This is a genomic window from Streptomyces sp. YKOK-I1, from assembly GCF_054660435.1.
The window spans coordinates 14,117-31,426 of record NZ_BAAGDR010000001.1 but is presented as its reverse complement, the minus strand read 5'-3'; the positions used below and the strand labels follow the sequence as shown (position 1 = coordinate 31,426).

Genomic DNA, 17,310 nt, shown 5'->3' with positions numbered 1-17,310 from the left:
GGAAAGGACCCATCGATGCCCTCGCAGAAATGCCTGGACAACGTCAACAGCTCCCCGCCACCTGCGAACGTGTGGTGCGGTGACGCCTTCTGCGGCGCCGCGCAGCAGGTCGTGGACGGCCACTGCGTGCTGAACGGCCACCAGCCGGACGACCCGTGGATCTTGTTCATCCCCGGAGACACGCCCGGCACGGTCAAGCAGTGCGCGTGCTGCTGCAGCTGCTACGGGCAGGACACGCCGATCGAAGCGCAGCCCGGCGTCTTTGTGAAGGTGCAGGACATCAAGACCGGCGACAGCATCCTCGCGGCCGGTGCGAGCCTGGCTTGGGAGCCCACGCAGGTCTCCTCTGCCTCCGGCATGCAGACCGCCCAGCCCGCCTTCCCGGTCCTGAACGTCATCTTCCGATACGACGCGGACGACATCCGCGCCCTCCAGGTGACCGACGACACCCTGTTCCTGATGACCACGGGCCTGCTCAAGTCAGCCGAGGTGCTGGTGCCCGGCGACCGGCTGCGCCGCGCCGACGGCGGTGAGGCCGAGATCTTCGGCCCGGTCACCAAAACCCTGTCCGTCGGCGTGCACTCCGTCGAGATGGGCCCGTTCGACGGCGTCAACCTCGACGGCCACCTGCTCAACACCTACGGCGTCGTCACCGCCGACCTCTCAGTGCAGCGCGCGCACAGCGTCGGCGCCCTGCAGAGCACCGACGTCATCGACCCGATCGTCCTGGACGACGGCACCCCGGTGGCGGGCACCGAGGAGTACCTCGCCCAGAACCGGGCGCACAGCACCTTCCTGGAAGACGTCAGGGCGGCCGGTATCAGTCTCCACGCGTCGGCCCTGGAACCGCCCCGGCCGCTGGTCACGATCCCGCCCGGGGCGAAGAGCTTCCTCAGCAACGCCCAGGCCGAGCAGATCCGCGACGCCGCCCCGCGGTTCCCCTCGACCAACACGTTCCGCGTCACCGTGACGGAGCGGCTGATCGAACTGGCCCGGCTGCGGCGCGACGACGTGGTCATGCTCGTCGACTGGAACGACAGCCTGCCGGGCGCGTACGCGTGGACCCAGCTGCGGCAGAGGTACGTGGTGGTGTCCGGCGGTCTGCTGCGGATCAAGTCGCTCACCGAGGCCGGGCTCGCGCTGGTGCTCTCCCACGCGCTGGCCTACCACGAGGGCGCCGTGTGCGTGGGCGAGGCCGATCACGCGGCCATCGACGGCCTGCGGCGGATGTGGACGCTCTCGGTCTTCCCGACGATGTGCGAGCGGGGCGTCGAGGAGATCAAGACCATCTTCGGTTACGTGGATGGGGCCGCCGCCGGGGAGGACCCGGCGGACCGCTGCGAACAGCCGTCGCTCGACTGCCGGATGAAGGCCTACGTCGCCGCCATGGGCATGCAGCCGGTGCCCGACTGCGCCCTGAGCGCCCCTCCGCAGGGAGGCTGACGGAATGTTGGCAGAACTCGAGAAGAGGCTGGACGGCCTGGAGTGGGAGCAGGCCCGGGCGGCGGCGGGGGAGTACGTCGGGCTGCCCAGCCCGCTCCCCGCACCCGCGCTGCGCCGGGCCATGGTCGAGGACACCTACTGCTTCGTCCTGCTGGCCTTCCGTGGGAACCAGTCGCAGCTACGCGAGTTGGTGGACCACCCCGACAACCGTCCGTACGAGCTGCCCGAGGACTCCGCTCCGGGCGCCACGACCGAGGTGGCGGCGACGGAGACGGCGAACCGCTCCACCGCCGGGCTGGTGGTCGAGGCGGGCAAGGCGCTCAACCGCTGGGCGGCGGCTGGATTCCGCACCGTGGACCCGGAGACGTACGAGCGACGGACGGCGGCCTGCGCGGCCTGCCCCGAGCTGACCGAGCCGCCGGTCAAGTGGGTCTACAAGGTGGTCATGGCCAAGGGGAGCGACGACCGTGTCTGCGGCGCCTGCGGGTGCGTGGCCTCCCGCAAGGCCCGCCTGGTCAGCGAGCAGTGCCCGCGCCGTGATCCGGCAGAGCCCGAGCTGACCCGCTGGGGCGAGCCGTTCGCGGTCTGACGGGGGGGTGGGGCGTGAGCGACGGCGGCACGAGCGGACCGGGCACAGCCGGCGCGCTCACGTTCCCCCTCCGGCTGCGCTGCACCAGCACGGGCGAGCTGCTGGCCGCCGAAGGGCTGGAGAACGCCGTGGCACGCGCCTTGGGCCGGGCCTTCGACCGCGCCCGGCAGACGCTGCCCGCGTCCGCCGTCATTCTGCAACCGCCGGAGCTGGTCCGGGGCGAGTTCACCCCGGACCAGCAGGCCGCGCTGCTCCAACGGCTGAGCCAGGCAATCGGGCAGGCCGCCCGGGCGCAGTCGCTGCCGCTGGCGCCCGCCGACACTGGCGTGCGCAGGACGGCGGCGGGGCGGGCGGCGCCAGTGGAGACATGGCATGTCCGGACCGCGGTGCAATTCCTCCTCACGCCCCGGCAGTTCTTCGAGATCCGCCAGAAGCACGCGGCGCAGGACAGCGGTGCGACCGACCCGGTCGACCCACTGGAGGTCTACTTCCCGCTGCTCGACCAGCCGGTGCCGGCGACCGCATGGGTGACCGAGGTGCTCGCGGAACGCGAGGTCCACGAGCACAACCGGGAGGTCCTCGGCCGCTTCGCCGCGACCCGGCGGCCCGACGAGTACATCTGGTCGGTGCACGGGTGGGACGAGCTGCGCGCGCAGTTCGCGGCGGCCGACCCCCAGATCGCTGGCCCCATCCCGGAGTTCGGCCGACGGGGCTTCGTCGAGGAGCGGCACGGGCCGACGGAAAGCACGCGGCAGGAGGTCCTGCGACCCGGCGCGTGGACGCTCTCGGTCTTCCTGCCGCTGCCGAGCATCGTCCTCGCCGACCTCGTCGAGCTGGGGCAGGTCGGCGCCGTCGACGTACCGATGCGCGAGGCGGCCGCGCTGGGCACGGCGGCGGACTTCGCCGCCGAGGCCGGGCTTGACCTGTCCGCCGCCGTGCGGGAGGCGCCGGACGTGCCGGTCGCCGTGGTTGTCACCCCGTTCACGGTCCGGCGTCGGATCCACGAGCGCGCGCTTGCCGCCCTGTTCGTACAGTACCGGCGCGAGCAGTTCGGCGGCGGCCGGCTCGGCGCGGTCGTACCGCTCACGCAGTCCGCGACCCCTGCGCTTGGCCCGGTCCTGCGGTCCTTCCTGGCCGCGCGGGCCACCTCGGGCGGACCACCGGTGGGCGGTTTCTGGCTGCCGGGCAGCACGGGCGTGAACCTCACCCCGCTGGTCGGGGACGTGCGCAAGCAGACGCTGCGCACGGCGAACGCGGACTTCATCTCCGCCGAGGCGGCCGAGGCGGAGCGCATCCTGCGGACGGAGAACGGCATCTGGAGCGCCGATCGGGACGACGTGCTGCGTGGCTTCCTCACCCGGTGGACCACCAAGGTGCACGACCCGGAGCTCTTCGGACTGCTACTGGACGAGCTGGAGCGGCGCGACAGGCTCGACGCGTTCGTGCGTGCGGTCCGCGGTCTTCCGTTGACGGACACACCGCTGAAGCGGGAGGTCGCCGCGCTGGCGGACCGGGATCCGCGGATCGCGGCGGTGGCGGGGGACATCGAGTCCCTCGTCCGCGAAATCGGGAAGCACCACTACGACGTGGACGCCCAAGAGATCCTGATCGGCCGGGACCCGGGGCGCATTCTCCACGCGGCGGGCCGGAGCAGCGACGACAGGGCCGGCGTGGTGGCGGTGGTGGAGCCATATTACGCCGAGTCCTCGCGGGTCCTCCAGCCGAAGCAGGAGATCCTGGACCGCCTCCGCGAACCGACCCGCAAGAAAGTGTCCGAGCTGATCGGGCGGATGGTCTGCCGTCCGGGCGAGCAGATGACCCGTGAGGAACTGCTGCACAGGGCCACCCAAGAGGCCGCCAGGGAACTGCCGCCGCTGGAGGAGAAGGACCTCGTGAAGGTCACGCTCCTCAAGTCCGTGCGGGTGCTGCGGCTGGAGCGCCGCCGGGAGCGCGGGATCGACGAGGTCTACGTGCACTACCAGCCGGTGCAGAAGGTCGGGGACAACCCGTGGATGCCGGCAGGGGACGTGCGCGTCCAGGTGCCCGCCGCCTTCGAGGCCTACCTGACGACCTACCACCTGCAGCACCTGGAGAGCGCGCTCACTGTCCTCATGATGGGCGAGGCGGTCGTCCTCGGCGGTGTGATGATCGTTGAACTGGGTGTCGCCACGGTCGGCCAGCTCTTCTTCTTCGTCAGCATGCAGGTGGTCGTCTACCACTTCACCACCGACGCCGAGGACCGGACGCTGGAGGGCTATCTCGGCGCCGCGCTCAAGGGCGAGCTGGACGCGGTCGGCTTCAAGGGCCTGTCCGGCGTGGTCAGCAAGCTCGGCGGCTTCGCCACCGGCCAGCTGATCACCCGGGAACTGGTCGGCAAGGTCGCGGCCAAGTGGATCGTCTATGGCCTGCGCGGCGTCGCGACGGCGGCTGGGGTCGGCGGCCTGGAGGCCACCTACCAGTTCGGCGACGACCTGGTGCACTACTCGCACTGCAACGGCTGGTCCGACCCGGGCAGATACTGGGACCGCTTCACCACCGGCTTCGCCATGACGCTGGCGTTCGAGTTCCTGGCGGTGCCGGTCCTCGCCCCGCCCGTGCGCCTCGCGCTGGAGAAGGCCACGACCGCGACGCAGGCGGCACGTGCGCTGCGGGCGAGCGGCAAGCCGCTGCGCGAGATCGCCAGGCTGCTGCTGCGAGGCGCGGAGGGGGTTGAGGCGGCGGTCGGCCGCGCGGTCGGGAACGAAGCCGGGCCCGCGATCGCCAGGGGATTCCGGCAGAAGGTCGGCGATGTTCTGAAGGCGCTCGGCCGGGAGTACGAGACCCGCGCCGCCGAGTCGCTGGCGGAGGTGTACGGGCCCGAGCCCGTCGTCGAGGTACCCGGCAGGCTCCCTGAGACGCAGCCCGAGGCACTGCCCGAGACGCAACCCGAGACGCAACCCGAGGCGCTGACCGAGACGCAACCCGAGACGCAGCCCGAGACGCAACCCGAGGCACTGACCGAGGCGGCGGCCCCGGAGAGCGCCGGGGGCGGGGCGCCGGGGCAGGTGCCCGAAGAGGCCCGACCGGTCGAGCCGGAGGCGCCGCTCGCGCCCGCCCCGCCGCCCGAACGGCTCGACGATGTCCTGCGCAGGCTTGCGGACCGCGGTATCACCAGAGGGGACGTGCTCGCCTTCAAGGGGCCGCGGAGCCGGCCCTCGGCCCAACTCGCCCGCCGGATCGAGCGGTTGGTGGAGCAGTACGGCTCCGACGAGGTCCGGGCGCTCGGCCGCCGGATGGCGCTGGGCAACGTCTATCTGAGCGAGGAGATGGTCACGGAGATCCTGGAGCACATGCCGAAGGACAGGCTCGATGCGGCGATCGTCGAACGAAAGTTCGAGGGCGCTGTCAGGCGGCGCATCGCGGCCCACGACGAAAAGCTCGGCAGGATCGTCCAGCAGTCACCACCGGGCTCCGCGGCGGCACCGGTCGGCGCTCTCAACAAGGCGCTCGGGCGGGGTGAGGAGGTGCGCGGTCTGGCCGAGACGGTGCTGGAGGCGTGGCGGTCCGGACACACGCTGCCCGAGCGCGGTCTCAGGTTCTCCGTGCCCCGGCCGGAGGAGCCGCGGCTGGTCGCCGCGATGCGACGGCTGGAGAAGGCGATCGACGCGTACCGCAGGAATCCACGCGGTGATGCGGCGTCGGCGGCGGCTGCCGCCGATCTGCTCCAGCGAGAGTACGCCGCCGCCAATGAGGCGCTACGGCGGGCCGCGGGCGACTTCGACGTGGTGGTCACCGGAGACGTGCTACCGGGCCGGCTCCTGCCCGCCGGGGCGACGCCGCGTACGGGCGCTGCCGCCGAGGCCGCCGCCCGGGCCGATGCGATCCGCGCCGCGCTCGCCGCCGACCCGGCTCTGGCTGGTCTCCCTCGCCCCCAGCTGCTCGACCAGCTCCATCTCGGCGAGCTCGACGTCCTCGCGAGCGGGACACTGCGGGAGCCGGTCGGGCGCGAGGGCCTGGAGCGGGTCCTGCTCAGCCCGAACCAGATCCGGGAGCTGAAGACGGCGCCGCCGGAGCTCGCGGCCCGCCTCGCGGGCTTCCTCGAGGGCTGGCAGCGTGCCCACCTGATCGGGCCGGGATTCGGCAGCGAGCTCATCGAAGGGATCATGCTGGCGCCCGAGGGTGTCAACCAGCTGGTGCAGAACAAGGGCTTCGAGAACGTGCTGCGCAGCGCGCACGAGACCAGGGCGCAGGTCCCGCTGACCGCCACGGCCAAGGGCCGACGGCTGGCGGTCCCGCTCGCGGACGGCACGACCGAGGTTGTCGATCTCCTCACCTCCGTCCACTACGAGGTGCCGCGCCCGGGCCGACCACCGGTCGTCTTCGACATCGCCGTTCGGCCTGACGGCAGTTGGACGGCGACCCACCACGGCACCCTCGACGGCCTCTGGCCCGCCGACGTCCCACTGGCGGGGGCCCGATGAACGACTGGCCCTTCGTGGAGGAGTCCAGCATCTGCCGTCGGCGTTGCTGGTCGACATGCCGCTCGCGGTTCCGCTGTTCGCGGTGAGCCGGATGACGCTCAGCGAGTCGTAGGCCCTGCCGCCGGTGGGCGCCGCCGCGTTCCGGGCTGCCACGAGCGCGTCCACAGGCACGGTCTCGCTCAGCTCCCTGCCGGCCGGGCCGCAGCCGCTGCTCTGGAAGAAGGACCTCGAACTCTTCGCCGCGTCGAGCCGCACCGGCGGGTCGCTCGGCGCCCGCACTGGCGGCAAGGTCGCCGGTGTCACGCTGGTGAGCACTCTGGTGTCAAGTGGCTGATGCTGGACGAGCAGGAGATCGACCGCTCTCCGATGGACCGCGTGTGCCACCCCAAGACCGCGCAGAAGCTCATCCCGATGATGCGGGACAAGGAGACGTCCAAGGTCCTCGCAGCTCACCTTGCACTCGTTGCCACAGGTCCAAGGCCCACTCCCGCACCTGGACCACCGTTTGGGTGATGTCGGGTCGTTCGGCTGAGCGTTGAGCCCTCTGCGCTGTACTGCCGTCACCGTGAGGTACTTGACCGACGCCACGCCCGGCTGGCGCGGCGGGTCGAGATCCCTCGACCGGGTCTTCGTCATGTGAGTGGTGTCCGGTACCTCTTCCCTCTCCGCCGAGACGAGAACCTCGCGCGCCCGGAACTAAGCCCGGGTAAGCCGGGCGTTCGGTAAGGCACGTCGTCCGCCATGCCCGCCGCCGCTACACCGCCCTGGCTGTCGACGGCGACATCAGGGACATCAAGGCCGGTGTCGACTCATATCCTGGCTGGACACGTACGAGATCATCCTGCAGGACACCAACCAGAGCGACCTGGACCGCTGGCTCGTTGATCACTCTTCCCTGGGCCGGACCGTCGTCACGTTCACCCAGTGGGCGGTGGCCCGACGCATCACCGGCAAGCTCGCCATCTCCCGACCACCCAAGAAAAACTCTTCCGGGTTCCTGGACGAACAAGATCTACAGGACCAGCTCCGACGCTGTCTCAATGACTACACCAGTCCGCGAGAAGCACGCATCATCGGTGCCCTGATCAGCCTCTACGCCCTCCCGACTCACGGATGAGGGTCAGTAGTTCGGCAACGGAAACGGCTACCTCTTCCCAGGCAAAACGCCGCGCAGGCCACAGATCATTTTCAGCGTTGCCGCTCCAGGGTGAGGACGGCGGCAGAGATTGACGACAGGCGGTTGTGGCTGCAACGGGCCCGACGGAAGATCCGCCAGAACTTCAGTCTCGCGACGCTTCGTCGACAGGTGCTCGCGCCGCTGACAGCGCCCGATTGATCGCCCGATGTAGGCGCGGTCAGCGAGGACGGGAACGCCCTGGCGTTCGCACGACTGTCACCGACCCGTTCGCACTCGAGGAGAGTTCCGTCGAGCAGGACGTACTCGGGGTCGGTCACCCGCAGGACGCGCAGCAGGCCGGGCGCCCGGCGGGACAGGTGGTTCACGACTGCGGTGACGTAGGCATGGGCGGTGCCGACGGATATGCCGAAGCCAGCGGCGATCTGTGTCAGCGGGGCGCGACGGCGAAGGTAGACCAGGCCAACGAGAGCACGCTGGTGAGTAGGGAGCTTGCAACGGCGGTCACCCTCACGAGTGACGAAGAGCATGGTTACCCACTCGACAGCGCTTGGCAGGTCGAGCGCGGTAGGAGAGGGAACCAACGAGGTTCCTGCGCTGATGAGTTGAGACGTCGAACAACCTCTCTCAACGGCACAGGAACGTGTGCGTTGAGGGACACCAGCCCGACACCTGATCAGTGACCACCCTGAAGACGCTCACGGAACGCGGCCAGCACCCACCACCTGCTTCAGTAGCGCGGCCTGCCTGTCAGCATCCGCAACACCACCATGATTGAAGCAGCCACCAACCTCCCACCCGTCGTGGTCGCCGACCTCTTCGGCATGAACATCACACGGCCCAGAGATGGGCGGACCACGCCTAGGATGACTGAAGTACCTACCTTGCGGCCCGCGTGATTACCAAGTCCCGGCAGCGCAATGCCGCCCAGTACCGATAGGACCCCGGAGCTGACCGTCGTCCGGACGGGGCAGGCCACGACGCCATCTGGGTGTGTCGGAGTGCGATGTCGGCATGATCTCCGCAGCGTGGTGTGTGACCACCCCAAGCCGTGTGCTGACCCACGCAACGCGCGTGTCGCCACTCGGCACCGATGCAGAGGGACGACATGCCCATACGCAGAAGACCTCCAGCGCGCGCAGCCGCTGCGGCTGCCATATGCCTCACCAGCCTGACCGTGATGAGTGCAGGCACGGCCACTGCCCACGGTACGTCGGACGGAGCGGCCGCTCGCATGAAAGCCGCAGCGCAGGCTGACGGCCCCGCGCCCAGCACCAGCCCACGTGATCTGCCGCAAGGAAGAACGCCCAATGGGTCCGCAACACCGACGCGGCAGCAGCCCGCAAGGCACACCATCGTCCCCGGTGACACGTTGTGGGACATCGCCCAGCAGACCGTCGGCAACCCCCGGCTGTGGGCAAACGTCTACACGCTCAACCAGCAGACCATCGAGGACGAAGCACACCGACACGGATACGCCTCCAGCGACCGGGGCCACTGGATCTTCCCCGGAACCGTGCTGACGCTGATCCAGGAAAAGCAGAAGCGGCCCAACCCTGCCACGGCAGCCCGCCGCCCTGGTCCAGGGTCATCCGCAGCAAAAACGGCACTGGCGAAGCTTCAGAACAGGATCCTCGATTACGTCGCCCAGAACGGCACTACGTACTCGTTCGGCAACGGACTGGACGCTACCGGCAGGATCGTGCTCGACACAGATGCTCCGGTGAACGTAGTTTCCCAACTGACCGACTTCTCCAGCGAGCCAGCGAACGAGGCCCAGGCAATCCGCAACGTGCGGGTCAACCGCGTCTCTACCCGCAACCTGCAGTCCCGCCTGAACGATGAAGCCCCGTTCAAGGGTGGTGGGGGTATGGCGTCGTCCCCCCTCCCGACCGGCGAGCAAATCGAGTGTTCCATGGGCTACGCGGTGGAGGACTCCGGTGGGAACAAGTTCATGGTCACTGCCGGCCATTGCTATGAGAACGGCGTGACGGTCTATACCAGGACCAAGAACCACACTTACGGCACCGTCTCCGACCGGCGCCTGCCCGACAAAACAGGTGACCTCATGGACGCGGAACTCGTAAGTGGGAAAGACTACCTCGGACAGATCTTCACTGGCGGCGTCAACAGCACTACCACCATCCCGGTTGTAGCGGCCGAAGGTGTCACCGAGGGCGGACTCTACTGCTACAGCGGTGCCACCACCGGGGAATCCTGCGGGCACACTGTATCCTCGGCCGACTGGATGTCATGTGCGGAGAACGGTTGCGTTTGGCCCGCCAGCGTCTTCGGTGGTGGATCACGTCTGCCGGACCATGGGGACTCGGGCGCCCCGTTCTACACACTGGACCACGCCGGTAACGCCGTCATCCGCGGTCACGTCATCGCGGGCAACATCTTGCACGGTTTCGCTGAGCCCTGGACAGAAGTGGCTGCCACGTACGGAGTCCACATCGCCCCGGTCGAGGTCCCGCACGGCCCGGGCGCCTGAATGATCAGGGGGCAGTGCCAGTCCCGGTGCCTTGACGGCACAGTATGAAGCGGTCGCGGTCGAGGGCATCCGCACCTCGACCGCGACCGTTTCGTACTGTGCCGTCCCGCTTTGCGCAAGAACAGGAACTGATCGGCTCGTTCGGGTTGGTGGTTGGTGTTCGCTCTCTCACCGGTATTGTTTTTCTGCTGTGTGGTGGGGTGTTGGCGGACCGGCTGCCGCGCGGTCCGCTGCTGGTCGGCAGCAGCGTGGTCAGTGCCGCGAGCCAGGCGATGACCGCCGTCCTGGTCCTCACCCACAACGCCGCCATCCCTCTGCTCATGGCGCTTGCCGCGGTCAATGGGGCGTCAAGTTCTTGCTACCAGCCCGCCGCCCAGGCCCTGCTGCCCCAGACCGTGCCGGCCGAGTCCCGCCGCGCCGCTCTCGCGCTCTCCCGGATCGGGGGCAGCAGCGCGATGATCGCGGGCGCCTCGCTGGGCGGCGTACTGGTTGCCGCGGTCGGCTCAGGTTGGGGCCTGGCTGTTGACGCGTTCAGTTTCGCGCTCGCCGCCGCCTTCTTCGCGCTGGTCCGCATCCAGGTTGCGCCGCCCGCGCCCAGCCCCGGCGTGGTGCATGAACTGCGCGTCGGTTGGCAGGAGTTCACCTCACGCACCTGGGTGTGGGTGATCGTGGTGGCTTTCTGCTTCCTCAACGCCGGCCTGACCGCCTCGTTCACCGTCCTCGGCCCGGCCGTCGCCGACACCACCGGGATCGGCCGCACCGGCTGGGGTCTGGCCGTCGCCGCGTCCTCGCTCGGCGCGGTTGCCGGCGGCGTACTGTCGCTGAGATGGCGGCCCCGGCGCGCGATCCTGGTCGGCTGCACGCTGATGGGCCTGACGGCGATGACCCCGCTGCTGCTCGCGCTCGCCCCGTACACCTGGGCGCTGGTCGTGGCCAACTTCGTGGCGGGCGTGGCTGTCGAGCAGGCCGGCGTCGCCTGGTACTCGACCCTCAACGAGCAGATACCCGAGGACCGCCTTGCCCGCGTCTACGCCTATGACGACCTCGGCTCCTACCTCGCGCTCCCGCTCGCCCAGTTCGCCGCCGGACCCGCCGTACTCCTCCTCGGTCTCCACGCCACCCTCTACGTGGCCGCCGCGCTCATCCTCCTCGCCACCCTCGCCATGGTCGCCACCCCCTCCATCCGCATGCTGGCCCCGAAGACCGCAGAACCGCTGCCCATCTCGGAAGGTCCGGCACCTGGCTGAGCCACTCGTTCCTGACGCGCAAGTAGACAGGGACAGGTGACGGTTCGAGGATGCGCCGGTTGAGGGGTTGTTTGGTGGTTTCTTCGGCGGCGCACGGGAGATGGTGTTTCTCTCATGATGTCGGCATCGGCCGCGAGTCCGCGACAGCGGTGTTGCAGTGTTCCCGTCTTTACGTCCTTTTTTCATTCGGGTCTGTCCGTTCCCTCGTTGCGGGTGGGGCCGGCTGTTTGCCGATGTCTGCCGGTCGGTGTTCGCAGGCCAGGGAGAACGCAGGCCCGACAGGTAGGCGGGACATCGGTCGTATGCACAGGCGTGCGGGTTTCTTCGGCCCGGGTTGTCCAGTGGGCGGGTGCCGCGTTCGAGCCGTACCGGCTGGACGGGCCGTCTGAGAGCCCGTCCGGCACCGTCGGGTGCCGTGGTGGGTGAGGGCTGTCCGTGCGGGGCGCGCGGGCGGTTCTAGACGGCGTACGGGACGCCGTGGTCGAGTACCTCGATCTGGCTGCCCTTGGGGCCGAGTCCGCGGAGCAGTTGGAGGTGGAGTTCCTGGTGGGCCGGGGCGAGTCCGGCCTGGTGGATCGGGATTGCCAGCTCGGGCTTGACGGATCGCAGGTAGTCGATGGCCTCGCCGATCTTCATCCACGGCCCGCCGATGGGCAGCAGCAGCACCTTCACGGGTCCGGGCGGCGGGAGGAAGGCGTCGCCCGGGTGGAACACGCCGTCGACCAGGTAGCCGGTGTTGGCCATGCCAGGGAGGTCGGGGTGGATGACGGCGTGCTCGCCGGCCACCGCGTCGACGCCGTCGGGTACCGAGCCGAACCGGACGGCGGGGTTGGCGGTGAGGAGTTCGGGGAGGCGGTCGGGGTCGTGGTGGTCGGGATGGTCGTGGGTGACCAGCACCGCGTCCAGGTTGCGCAGGGTCTCGAAGCCGGTGGACAGGGTGCCGGGGTCGAGCAGCACTTCCTGGTCTGTGGAGAGCAGGACGCAGGCGTGGCCGAAATGGGTGATCTTCATCGGTTCCTCGTCGGTGCGGCGAAGGTTCATGGGGCGTGCGGGAGGGGGTCCTCAAGGGCGGCGATGCGGTGGATCAGCCGTAGGACTCGTCGGGGGCCACTTCGATGTCGAGCACGAGCGGTTCGGACCGCTGTGCCAGGGACGGCAGGATCTCGTCCAGGGCCGCCGTCAGCTCTTCGTGGGTCGTGATCCGCCGGGCCGGGCAGCCCAGGCCGCGGGCGATGTCGCAGATGCGGACCTCGGTGAAGGAGGGCCAGGGTGCCTTGCCCCGCCCCGACTTCTCGGCGAGCCGGTCCATGATGGCGTACCCGCCGTTGGCCAGGACGAGGAAGAGCGTGCCGACCTGGTAGTGGGTGGCGCTCCACAGGCCCTGGATCGCGTAGAGCGACGAGCCGTCGCCGAGGACGGCGACCACGGGCCGGTGCGGTGCGCCCATCTTGAGACCGATGGCCGCGGGTAGCCCGAAACCGAGCCCGCCCGCAGCGGCGCTGACGAATCCGAGGGGAGCGCGGGCCGGCACCCGGCGGTGGAGTTCGGGGCGGCTGGACGGGGACTCCTCGACGAGGACGGTGTCGGGTGGCAGATGCTGGGCGAGCAGGTCGAACACATGGGCGGGGCGCAGCGGGCCGCCCGGTTCCGGCAGAGGCGCAGCCTGTGGGGAGGGCCGCCCGGACCGTGTTCCCTCGCGCGGGCGGACCCGCTGGGCGATCCGGTGGCAGACGGCGGCCGGGTCGGCGATGAGCGCCACGTCGGCCACGCTGTGGTGGGCTTCGTCCGCGTACGGGGTCACCTGGAGGACCGTCATGCCGTCCGGGACGAGTTCGCCGGGCTCGCGTGGGTACTGCCGCAGGACCGGCGCACCGACCACGAGGAGGACGTCGTGCCCGGCCAGCGCGGCGCGCACGCCGGACCGGCCCGCCGGGAGATGGCCCGCGAACGACGGGTGGTCCTGCGGGAATCCGGCGCGCGAACCGAAGGGCTCCTGCCACACCGGTGCCCCCAGACGCTCGGCCAGCTCCACCAGAGCCGCCCAGGACGCGTCGTCGTCGGTGCCTGCGCCCGCGACGATCACGGGGGAGCGGGCCAGGTCGAGGAGTGAGGTGAGGTCGTCGGCGGCGTCCGTCCCCGCCGGGGCCGGCCTGTGGACGACGGGCGGGGCCGCGCCGCGGATCGGGTCGGCCTGCTGTTGCCAGTCGTCCATGGGGACCACGACGATCGCCGGGCCCGCCCCGGCCATCGCTTCGTGGTGGGCGCGGGTGACGGCGGCCGGCACGTCCTGGGGCCGGGCCGGGTGGTTCGTCCATACCGGATACTCGCCCAGCAGCCCCTCCAGCCGGCCCGCGAGGAACGGGTCGTAGGCGAGATGGCGCCGGTCCTGCTGGCCGACGACGACCACGAGCGGCACGCGGTTGGTGCGCGCGGTGGCCAGCGCGCCCGCGGCGTTGGCCAGGCCCGCGGTGGTGTGGAGGTTGACGAACGCGGGGCGGCCGTGGGCCATCGCCCATCCGGTGGCCATGCCGACGACGGAGCCCTCGTGCAGGGCGAGGCGGAAGTCGAGGTCGTCGGGCAGGCCGGTCAGGAAGTCGATCTCCGTCGACCCCGGGTTGGCGAAGATGGTGGTCAGCTGGAACCGACGCAGTACTCCGAAGACGGCGTCACGGACAGTGGGCATGCGGGTTTCCGATCTGTTCGCGTCTGTTCTGGATGCCGGGGGTCAGATCGGGTAGTGCCGCTCGCCGGACTGGACGGTGACCCAGCGCAGTTCCGTGAACTCCTCCAGCGCGGCCCGGGAACCGAACCGTCCCCAGCCGCTGGCGCCGACACCGCCGAAGGGCATCTGCGGTTCGTCGTGCACGGTCGGGCCGTTGATGTGGCAGAGCGGAGCGAGCCTGGGCGCAAAGCCCGCCACGCCGGCCGCCAACTGACGTGCTCAGTCACAAAGCAGGTGCTGGGCCTACGGCCGGCTTGAGGTCAGTAGTCGAGGTCGAGGTAGTCGATGTCGTTGAGGGTGACGTCGGAGAGTCCCATGGCGCGGGCTCCGCCGTCCTGGAAGTAGATCTCTTTGAATCCCTCGGCGATGATCTGGCGCATCTGCTGGTCACCGGCGCCTGTGTCGCGGGCGTCGAAGAGGCGCTGGGCGTATTGCGGGGGGAGGTGGACGGTGAGGCGGCGCAAGCGTCCGTCGTCTGTGGTGCCGATCGGTGCGGTGTACCCGAACCGCGCCCTGGTCTCCACCGTGATCCCGCCGCTGCGGGCGGCTTGTTGCTGCCGGCGTTTGCGGACCCGGGGCTGCCATCGCTGCCGTACGGCGGCGTCGATCCGTTCGGCGATGGCCCGGGGCGGGTGCTTGCGTTCACCCTTGCGGTAGCGCTCCACCGACCGCTGGCTGACGCCGATCTCCTCGGCGACGGCCCGGGTCGTCTTGAGCTGCTTGATCAGGTAGCCGATCTGGCTTTTGAGCGTCCTGGGCGGCTGGCGGGTGAAGCTCTCCTGGCCGGCCCGCTCGATGGCGTCCTCGATCTCTGCCACGGCTCAGCCCTCCTCGGCGGTGGGGTCTTGGCCGCCCGTGTCGGCCGGCGGGAACCAGGTCTTGTGCGTCGGGCCGGTGTCGGGCACTGGCCTACTCTCCTTCGTCCAGGACGGCGTCGCCGCCCTTGATGTGACGGGCGGGGTTGTAGCCCTGTTCCATCACGTCGACCGCCCACAGCATGGTCTGGACGCCTTCCAGCTTGGCCAGGCCCGGCGTGGGCCCGAGGCGGAACCCGCCGGGCTGCGGCTTGCCGGACGCGGCGTACGGCAGGAAATCCAGCGGCGAGGCGCCCGGGCTGGGGTAGACGACGCAGTCGGAAAGCACGGCGAGCGGGTACAGGCCCGTCAACTTCACCATGGTGGTGAGCTTGCGGTGCATGTTGACCCGTGCCTTGGAGATGACGGCGGCACGGACATCCGGACGCCAGGTGGGGCGCTGCAGGGCCGGCCACCGCTCGCCCTCCTTGTAGCGCTTGCCCTGGGGGCGCTCGCGGAGTTTGCCGACGCCGCCCTTGACGGTGGCCTTGATGGCGGCGAGGACGGCCGCCATCGCGGGGTCGACGTCCTTGTGCCGCTCCATCGCGGCGAGGAACTCCACGTCCGTGAGGTCCTTGGTGACGCCGAGGTCGGCGAGAGTGTCGGCGTAGGCGTTTTTCAGACGGTCGTGCCACGGGTCCAGGTACGCGCCGGTCTCCCGGCGCAGATACCCCTCCAGCGGAGCGACGTTGTGGCCGAGCTCCTGGGCGTAGGCGACGGTGTGCGTCTGGTACCAGGCAGGTCCCGTCGGCCGCGAGCCGTCCGGCGTGAACGGCGAGGGCAGGCGCGGGTCCAGCCCGATGCGGGACAGGTCGACCAGCCAGCAACCGGGGATCTTCGGGTTGAACGCCGGGGCGCGAAAGTGGTCGGGCGCGCTGAGGCCGACGACCAGGCGGGCCGCGGCGGCGAGGAAGGCGGTGTTCAGGTCGAGGCCGACCGCGTACGGCAGCATGCACTCCTCATCTGTCAGCAGGCTGACGTCGCGCACCCACTGGTACGCCTCCTCGTTCAGGAACCCGCCGCTCCAGCCGCTGTCGATGACGACGGGGTGCTCGGGCGTGGCCTCCGGCGGCGCCGGGTCCATCGGGTCCGTCCCCAGCGAGCCGGGGTTGTGGCCGGGCACCCAGTTTCCGCTCGCTTCGTCGCGTACCGCGCGGGTGGGCGGGCGCAGCGCCGTCATCAGCTCCAGTCCGCAGACGGCCGTCGACCCGCGCGGGGGGATGACGCGGGTGGCGTACACCCCCAGGACGCGGGCGACGTCGGCCGGTTCCATCTCCGCCACGCCGGGCCAGGACCGCTCATCGAGGGCGTCCCACGACAGGATCGCCAGCTGCACGCACTGCCGCCGCGCCCCCTGCGCGTTGCGGTAGATCCTTACCCACGGGCCGAACCCGCGCTGGGTGAGCCGCCACTTCGCCTCCACCACCTGCTTGACCACCGGATGATCCTCCGGCAGCCGCAGAGAACGGCGCTGCTCGTGACCTTCCAGGTGTTCCGGGAGTCCGAGTTTCACGGCGGCCGCGGCGGTGAGGACGATCAGCGGGTCGCTGTCCTTGCCGTTGCGGTGCAGACGCGGCGCGCCCAGACCGGCCTCGCGCAGCGTCCACTCCACCAGCTCCACCACGGTGGCCGCCGGGCAGTCCAGCACGATCCCGTCGATGCCGTAAGCGGAGCCGTCACCGTCCAGCACGGCGAGCGGCCCGTGAGGGAAACCCGGGTCCAGCGCGGGCTTGGCCGCCTTCTTCACCGTTGGGCGACGCGACGCTGCGGCGGGCCGGGGGGCGGCGGGATGCGGTGCTTGCGCAGCCGCAACGTGGGGTGTCTGCGGGGCGTCCGCCGTCGCGGACGCGGCCGGCCCGCCAGAGTCCGCCGGCACCGCCGCGCCAGCGGCACCATGGGCCGGGTACTTCGCGGCCCACCCGTTCAGCAGCCGCTGGTAGGCATCCAGCCGCGGCGACTTCGGCTCGCTGCGGCCGTTCTCCCAGTTCTTCACCGACTGGGTCGTCGTCTTCAGCGCTGTGGCCAGGCGGGCCTGGGTGATGCCGGCGGCCTCACGCAGCCGGGCACGCTCCGCCGGAGGCGGCAGATGCGGCTCCTCGTTCAACAGAGCATCGACGGACGCGAACAGCTCTTCCTCAGATGCCACCCCTGCACCTCCACTCCGAAAGATCCGGAAACGTAACCACGAACTTATCCCATTCCTTAACCCGCTGACGGAGCGTGTTCGGCGCGCCTGGTGATCTTCGGGGTGGTTGCGGGTGCAGGGCCAGTGCTGGCTTCTGGGCGTACGCACCGCTTGCCCGCCCCGGGCCGGGCAGGCCCGCTTGTTGAGGCCGGCGACTGGGCGCGCTGCCCCGCAAGGTGTG

General features: G+C 70.2%; 11 protein-coding genes and 1 pseudogene. 6 read left to right on the top strand and 6 right to left on the bottom strand.

What is annotated here, in order from left to right:
- Positions 1 to 15: 15 nt before the first annotated feature.
- From ACYQ8Q_RS00130 to ACYQ8Q_RS00115, 4 genes are all read left to right on the top strand, one after another.
- A complete protein-coding gene (locus ACYQ8Q_RS00130) occupies positions 16 to 1,443 on the top strand; it encodes a hypothetical protein (protein ID WP_460060532.1) in 1,428 nt (475 codons plus the stop codon).
- Between the two features lie 4 nt (positions 1,444 to 1,447).
- Positions 1,448 to 2,032, top strand: a complete 585-nt coding sequence (locus ACYQ8Q_RS00125; RefSeq protein ID WP_460060531.1) for a hypothetical protein — start codon at positions 1,448 to 1,450, stop codon at positions 2,030 to 2,032.
- A 14-nt stretch (positions 2,033 to 2,046) separates the two neighbouring features.
- On the top strand, positions 2,047 to 6,492 hold the full coding sequence (locus ACYQ8Q_RS00120; protein WP_460060529.1) for a polymorphic toxin type 4 domain-containing protein: 4,446 nt from the start codon (positions 2,047 to 2,049) through the stop codon (positions 6,490 to 6,492).
- A 124-nt stretch (positions 6,493 to 6,616) separates the two neighbouring features.
- Positions 6,617 to 6,826 (top strand): hypothetical protein, encoded by a 210-nt coding sequence (locus ACYQ8Q_RS00115; RefSeq protein ID WP_460060527.1) that lies wholly within the window; start codon positions 6,617 to 6,619, stop codon positions 6,824 to 6,826.
- 854 nt (positions 6,827 to 7,680) lie between these two features.
- Here ACYQ8Q_RS00115 and ACYQ8Q_RS00110 read toward each other — a convergent pair.
- A pseudogene (locus tag ACYQ8Q_RS00110) lies at positions 7,681 to 8,211 on the bottom strand (helix-turn-helix domain-containing protein).
- Between the two features lie 650 nt (positions 8,212 to 8,861).
- On the opposite strand from ACYQ8Q_RS00110, the gene ACYQ8Q_RS00105 reads away from it, so the two are divergent.
- Both ACYQ8Q_RS00105 and ACYQ8Q_RS00100 read left to right on the top strand, forming a co-directional pair.
- A complete protein-coding gene (locus tag ACYQ8Q_RS00105; RefSeq protein ID WP_460060526.1) occupies positions 8,862 to 10,121 on the top strand; it encodes a hypothetical protein in 1,260 nt (419 codons plus the stop codon).
- 44 nt (positions 10,122 to 10,165) lie between these two features.
- A complete protein-coding gene (locus tag ACYQ8Q_RS00100; RefSeq protein WP_460060524.1) occupies positions 10,166 to 11,368 on the top strand; it encodes an MFS transporter in 1,203 nt (400 codons plus the stop codon).
- Between the two features lie 456 nt (positions 11,369 to 11,824).
- Here ACYQ8Q_RS00100 and ACYQ8Q_RS00095 read toward each other — a convergent pair whose 3' ends face one another.
- From ACYQ8Q_RS00095 to tap, 5 genes are all read right to left on the bottom strand, one after another.
- Entirely contained in the window at positions 11,825 to 12,409 is a 585-nt protein-coding gene (locus ACYQ8Q_RS00095) for an MBL fold metallo-hydrolase (RefSeq protein WP_460060522.1), read from the bottom strand.
- 43 nt (positions 12,410 to 12,452) lie between these two features.
- Positions 12,453 to 14,051 (bottom strand): thiamine pyrophosphate-dependent enzyme, encoded by a 1,599-nt coding sequence (locus ACYQ8Q_RS00090; RefSeq protein ID WP_460060520.1) that lies wholly within the window; start codon positions 14,049 to 14,051, stop codon positions 12,453 to 12,455.
- A 42-nt stretch (positions 14,052 to 14,093) separates the two neighbouring features.
- Positions 14,094 to 14,288: an aldehyde dehydrogenase family protein gene (locus tag ACYQ8Q_RS00085; protein WP_460060517.1), complete on the bottom strand. Its 195-nt coding sequence runs from the start codon at positions 14,286 to 14,288 to the stop codon at positions 14,094 to 14,096.
- 62 nt (positions 14,289 to 14,350) lie between these two features.
- A complete protein-coding gene (gene tpg / locus ACYQ8Q_RS00080; RefSeq protein ID WP_460060515.1) occupies positions 14,351 to 14,908 on the bottom strand; it encodes a telomere-protecting terminal protein Tpg in 558 nt (185 codons plus the stop codon).
- 91 nt (positions 14,909 to 14,999) lie between these two features.
- Positions 15,000 to 17,090 carry a telomere-associated protein Tap gene (gene tap, locus ACYQ8Q_RS00075; RefSeq protein WP_460060513.1) on the bottom strand — a complete coding sequence of 697 codons (2,091 nt, stop codon included), beginning with the start codon at positions 17,088 to 17,090 and terminating at the stop codon, positions 15,000 to 15,002.
- Positions 17,091 to 17,310: the final 220 nt, after the last annotated feature.

What these genes read in the sequence shown, in the direction of transcription:
- ACYQ8Q_RS00130 (WP_460060532.1), top strand. Translation starts at nt 16, where the DNA reads ATGCCCTCGCAGAAATGCCTGGACAACGTCAACAGCTCCCCGCCACCT.
- ACYQ8Q_RS00125 (WP_460060531.1), top strand. Translation starts at nt 1,448, where the DNA reads ATGTTGGCAGAACTCGAGAAGAGGCTGGACGGCCTGGAGTGGGAGCAG.
- ACYQ8Q_RS00105 (WP_460060526.1), top strand. Translation starts at nt 8,862, where the DNA reads ATGAAAGCCGCAGCGCAGGCTGACGGCCCCGCGCCCAGCACCAGCCCA.
- ACYQ8Q_RS00100 (WP_460060524.1), top strand. Translation starts at nt 10,166, where the DNA reads ATGAAGCGGTCGCGGTCGAGGGCATCCGCACCTCGACCGCGACCGTTT.
- ACYQ8Q_RS00095 (WP_460060522.1), bottom strand. Translation starts at nt 12,409, where the DNA reads ATGAACCTTCGCCGCACCGACGAGGAACCGATGAAGATCACCCATTTC.
- ACYQ8Q_RS00090 (WP_460060520.1), bottom strand. Translation starts at nt 14,051, where the DNA reads ATGCCCACTGTCCGTGACGCCGTCTTCGGAGTACTGCGTCGGTTCCAG.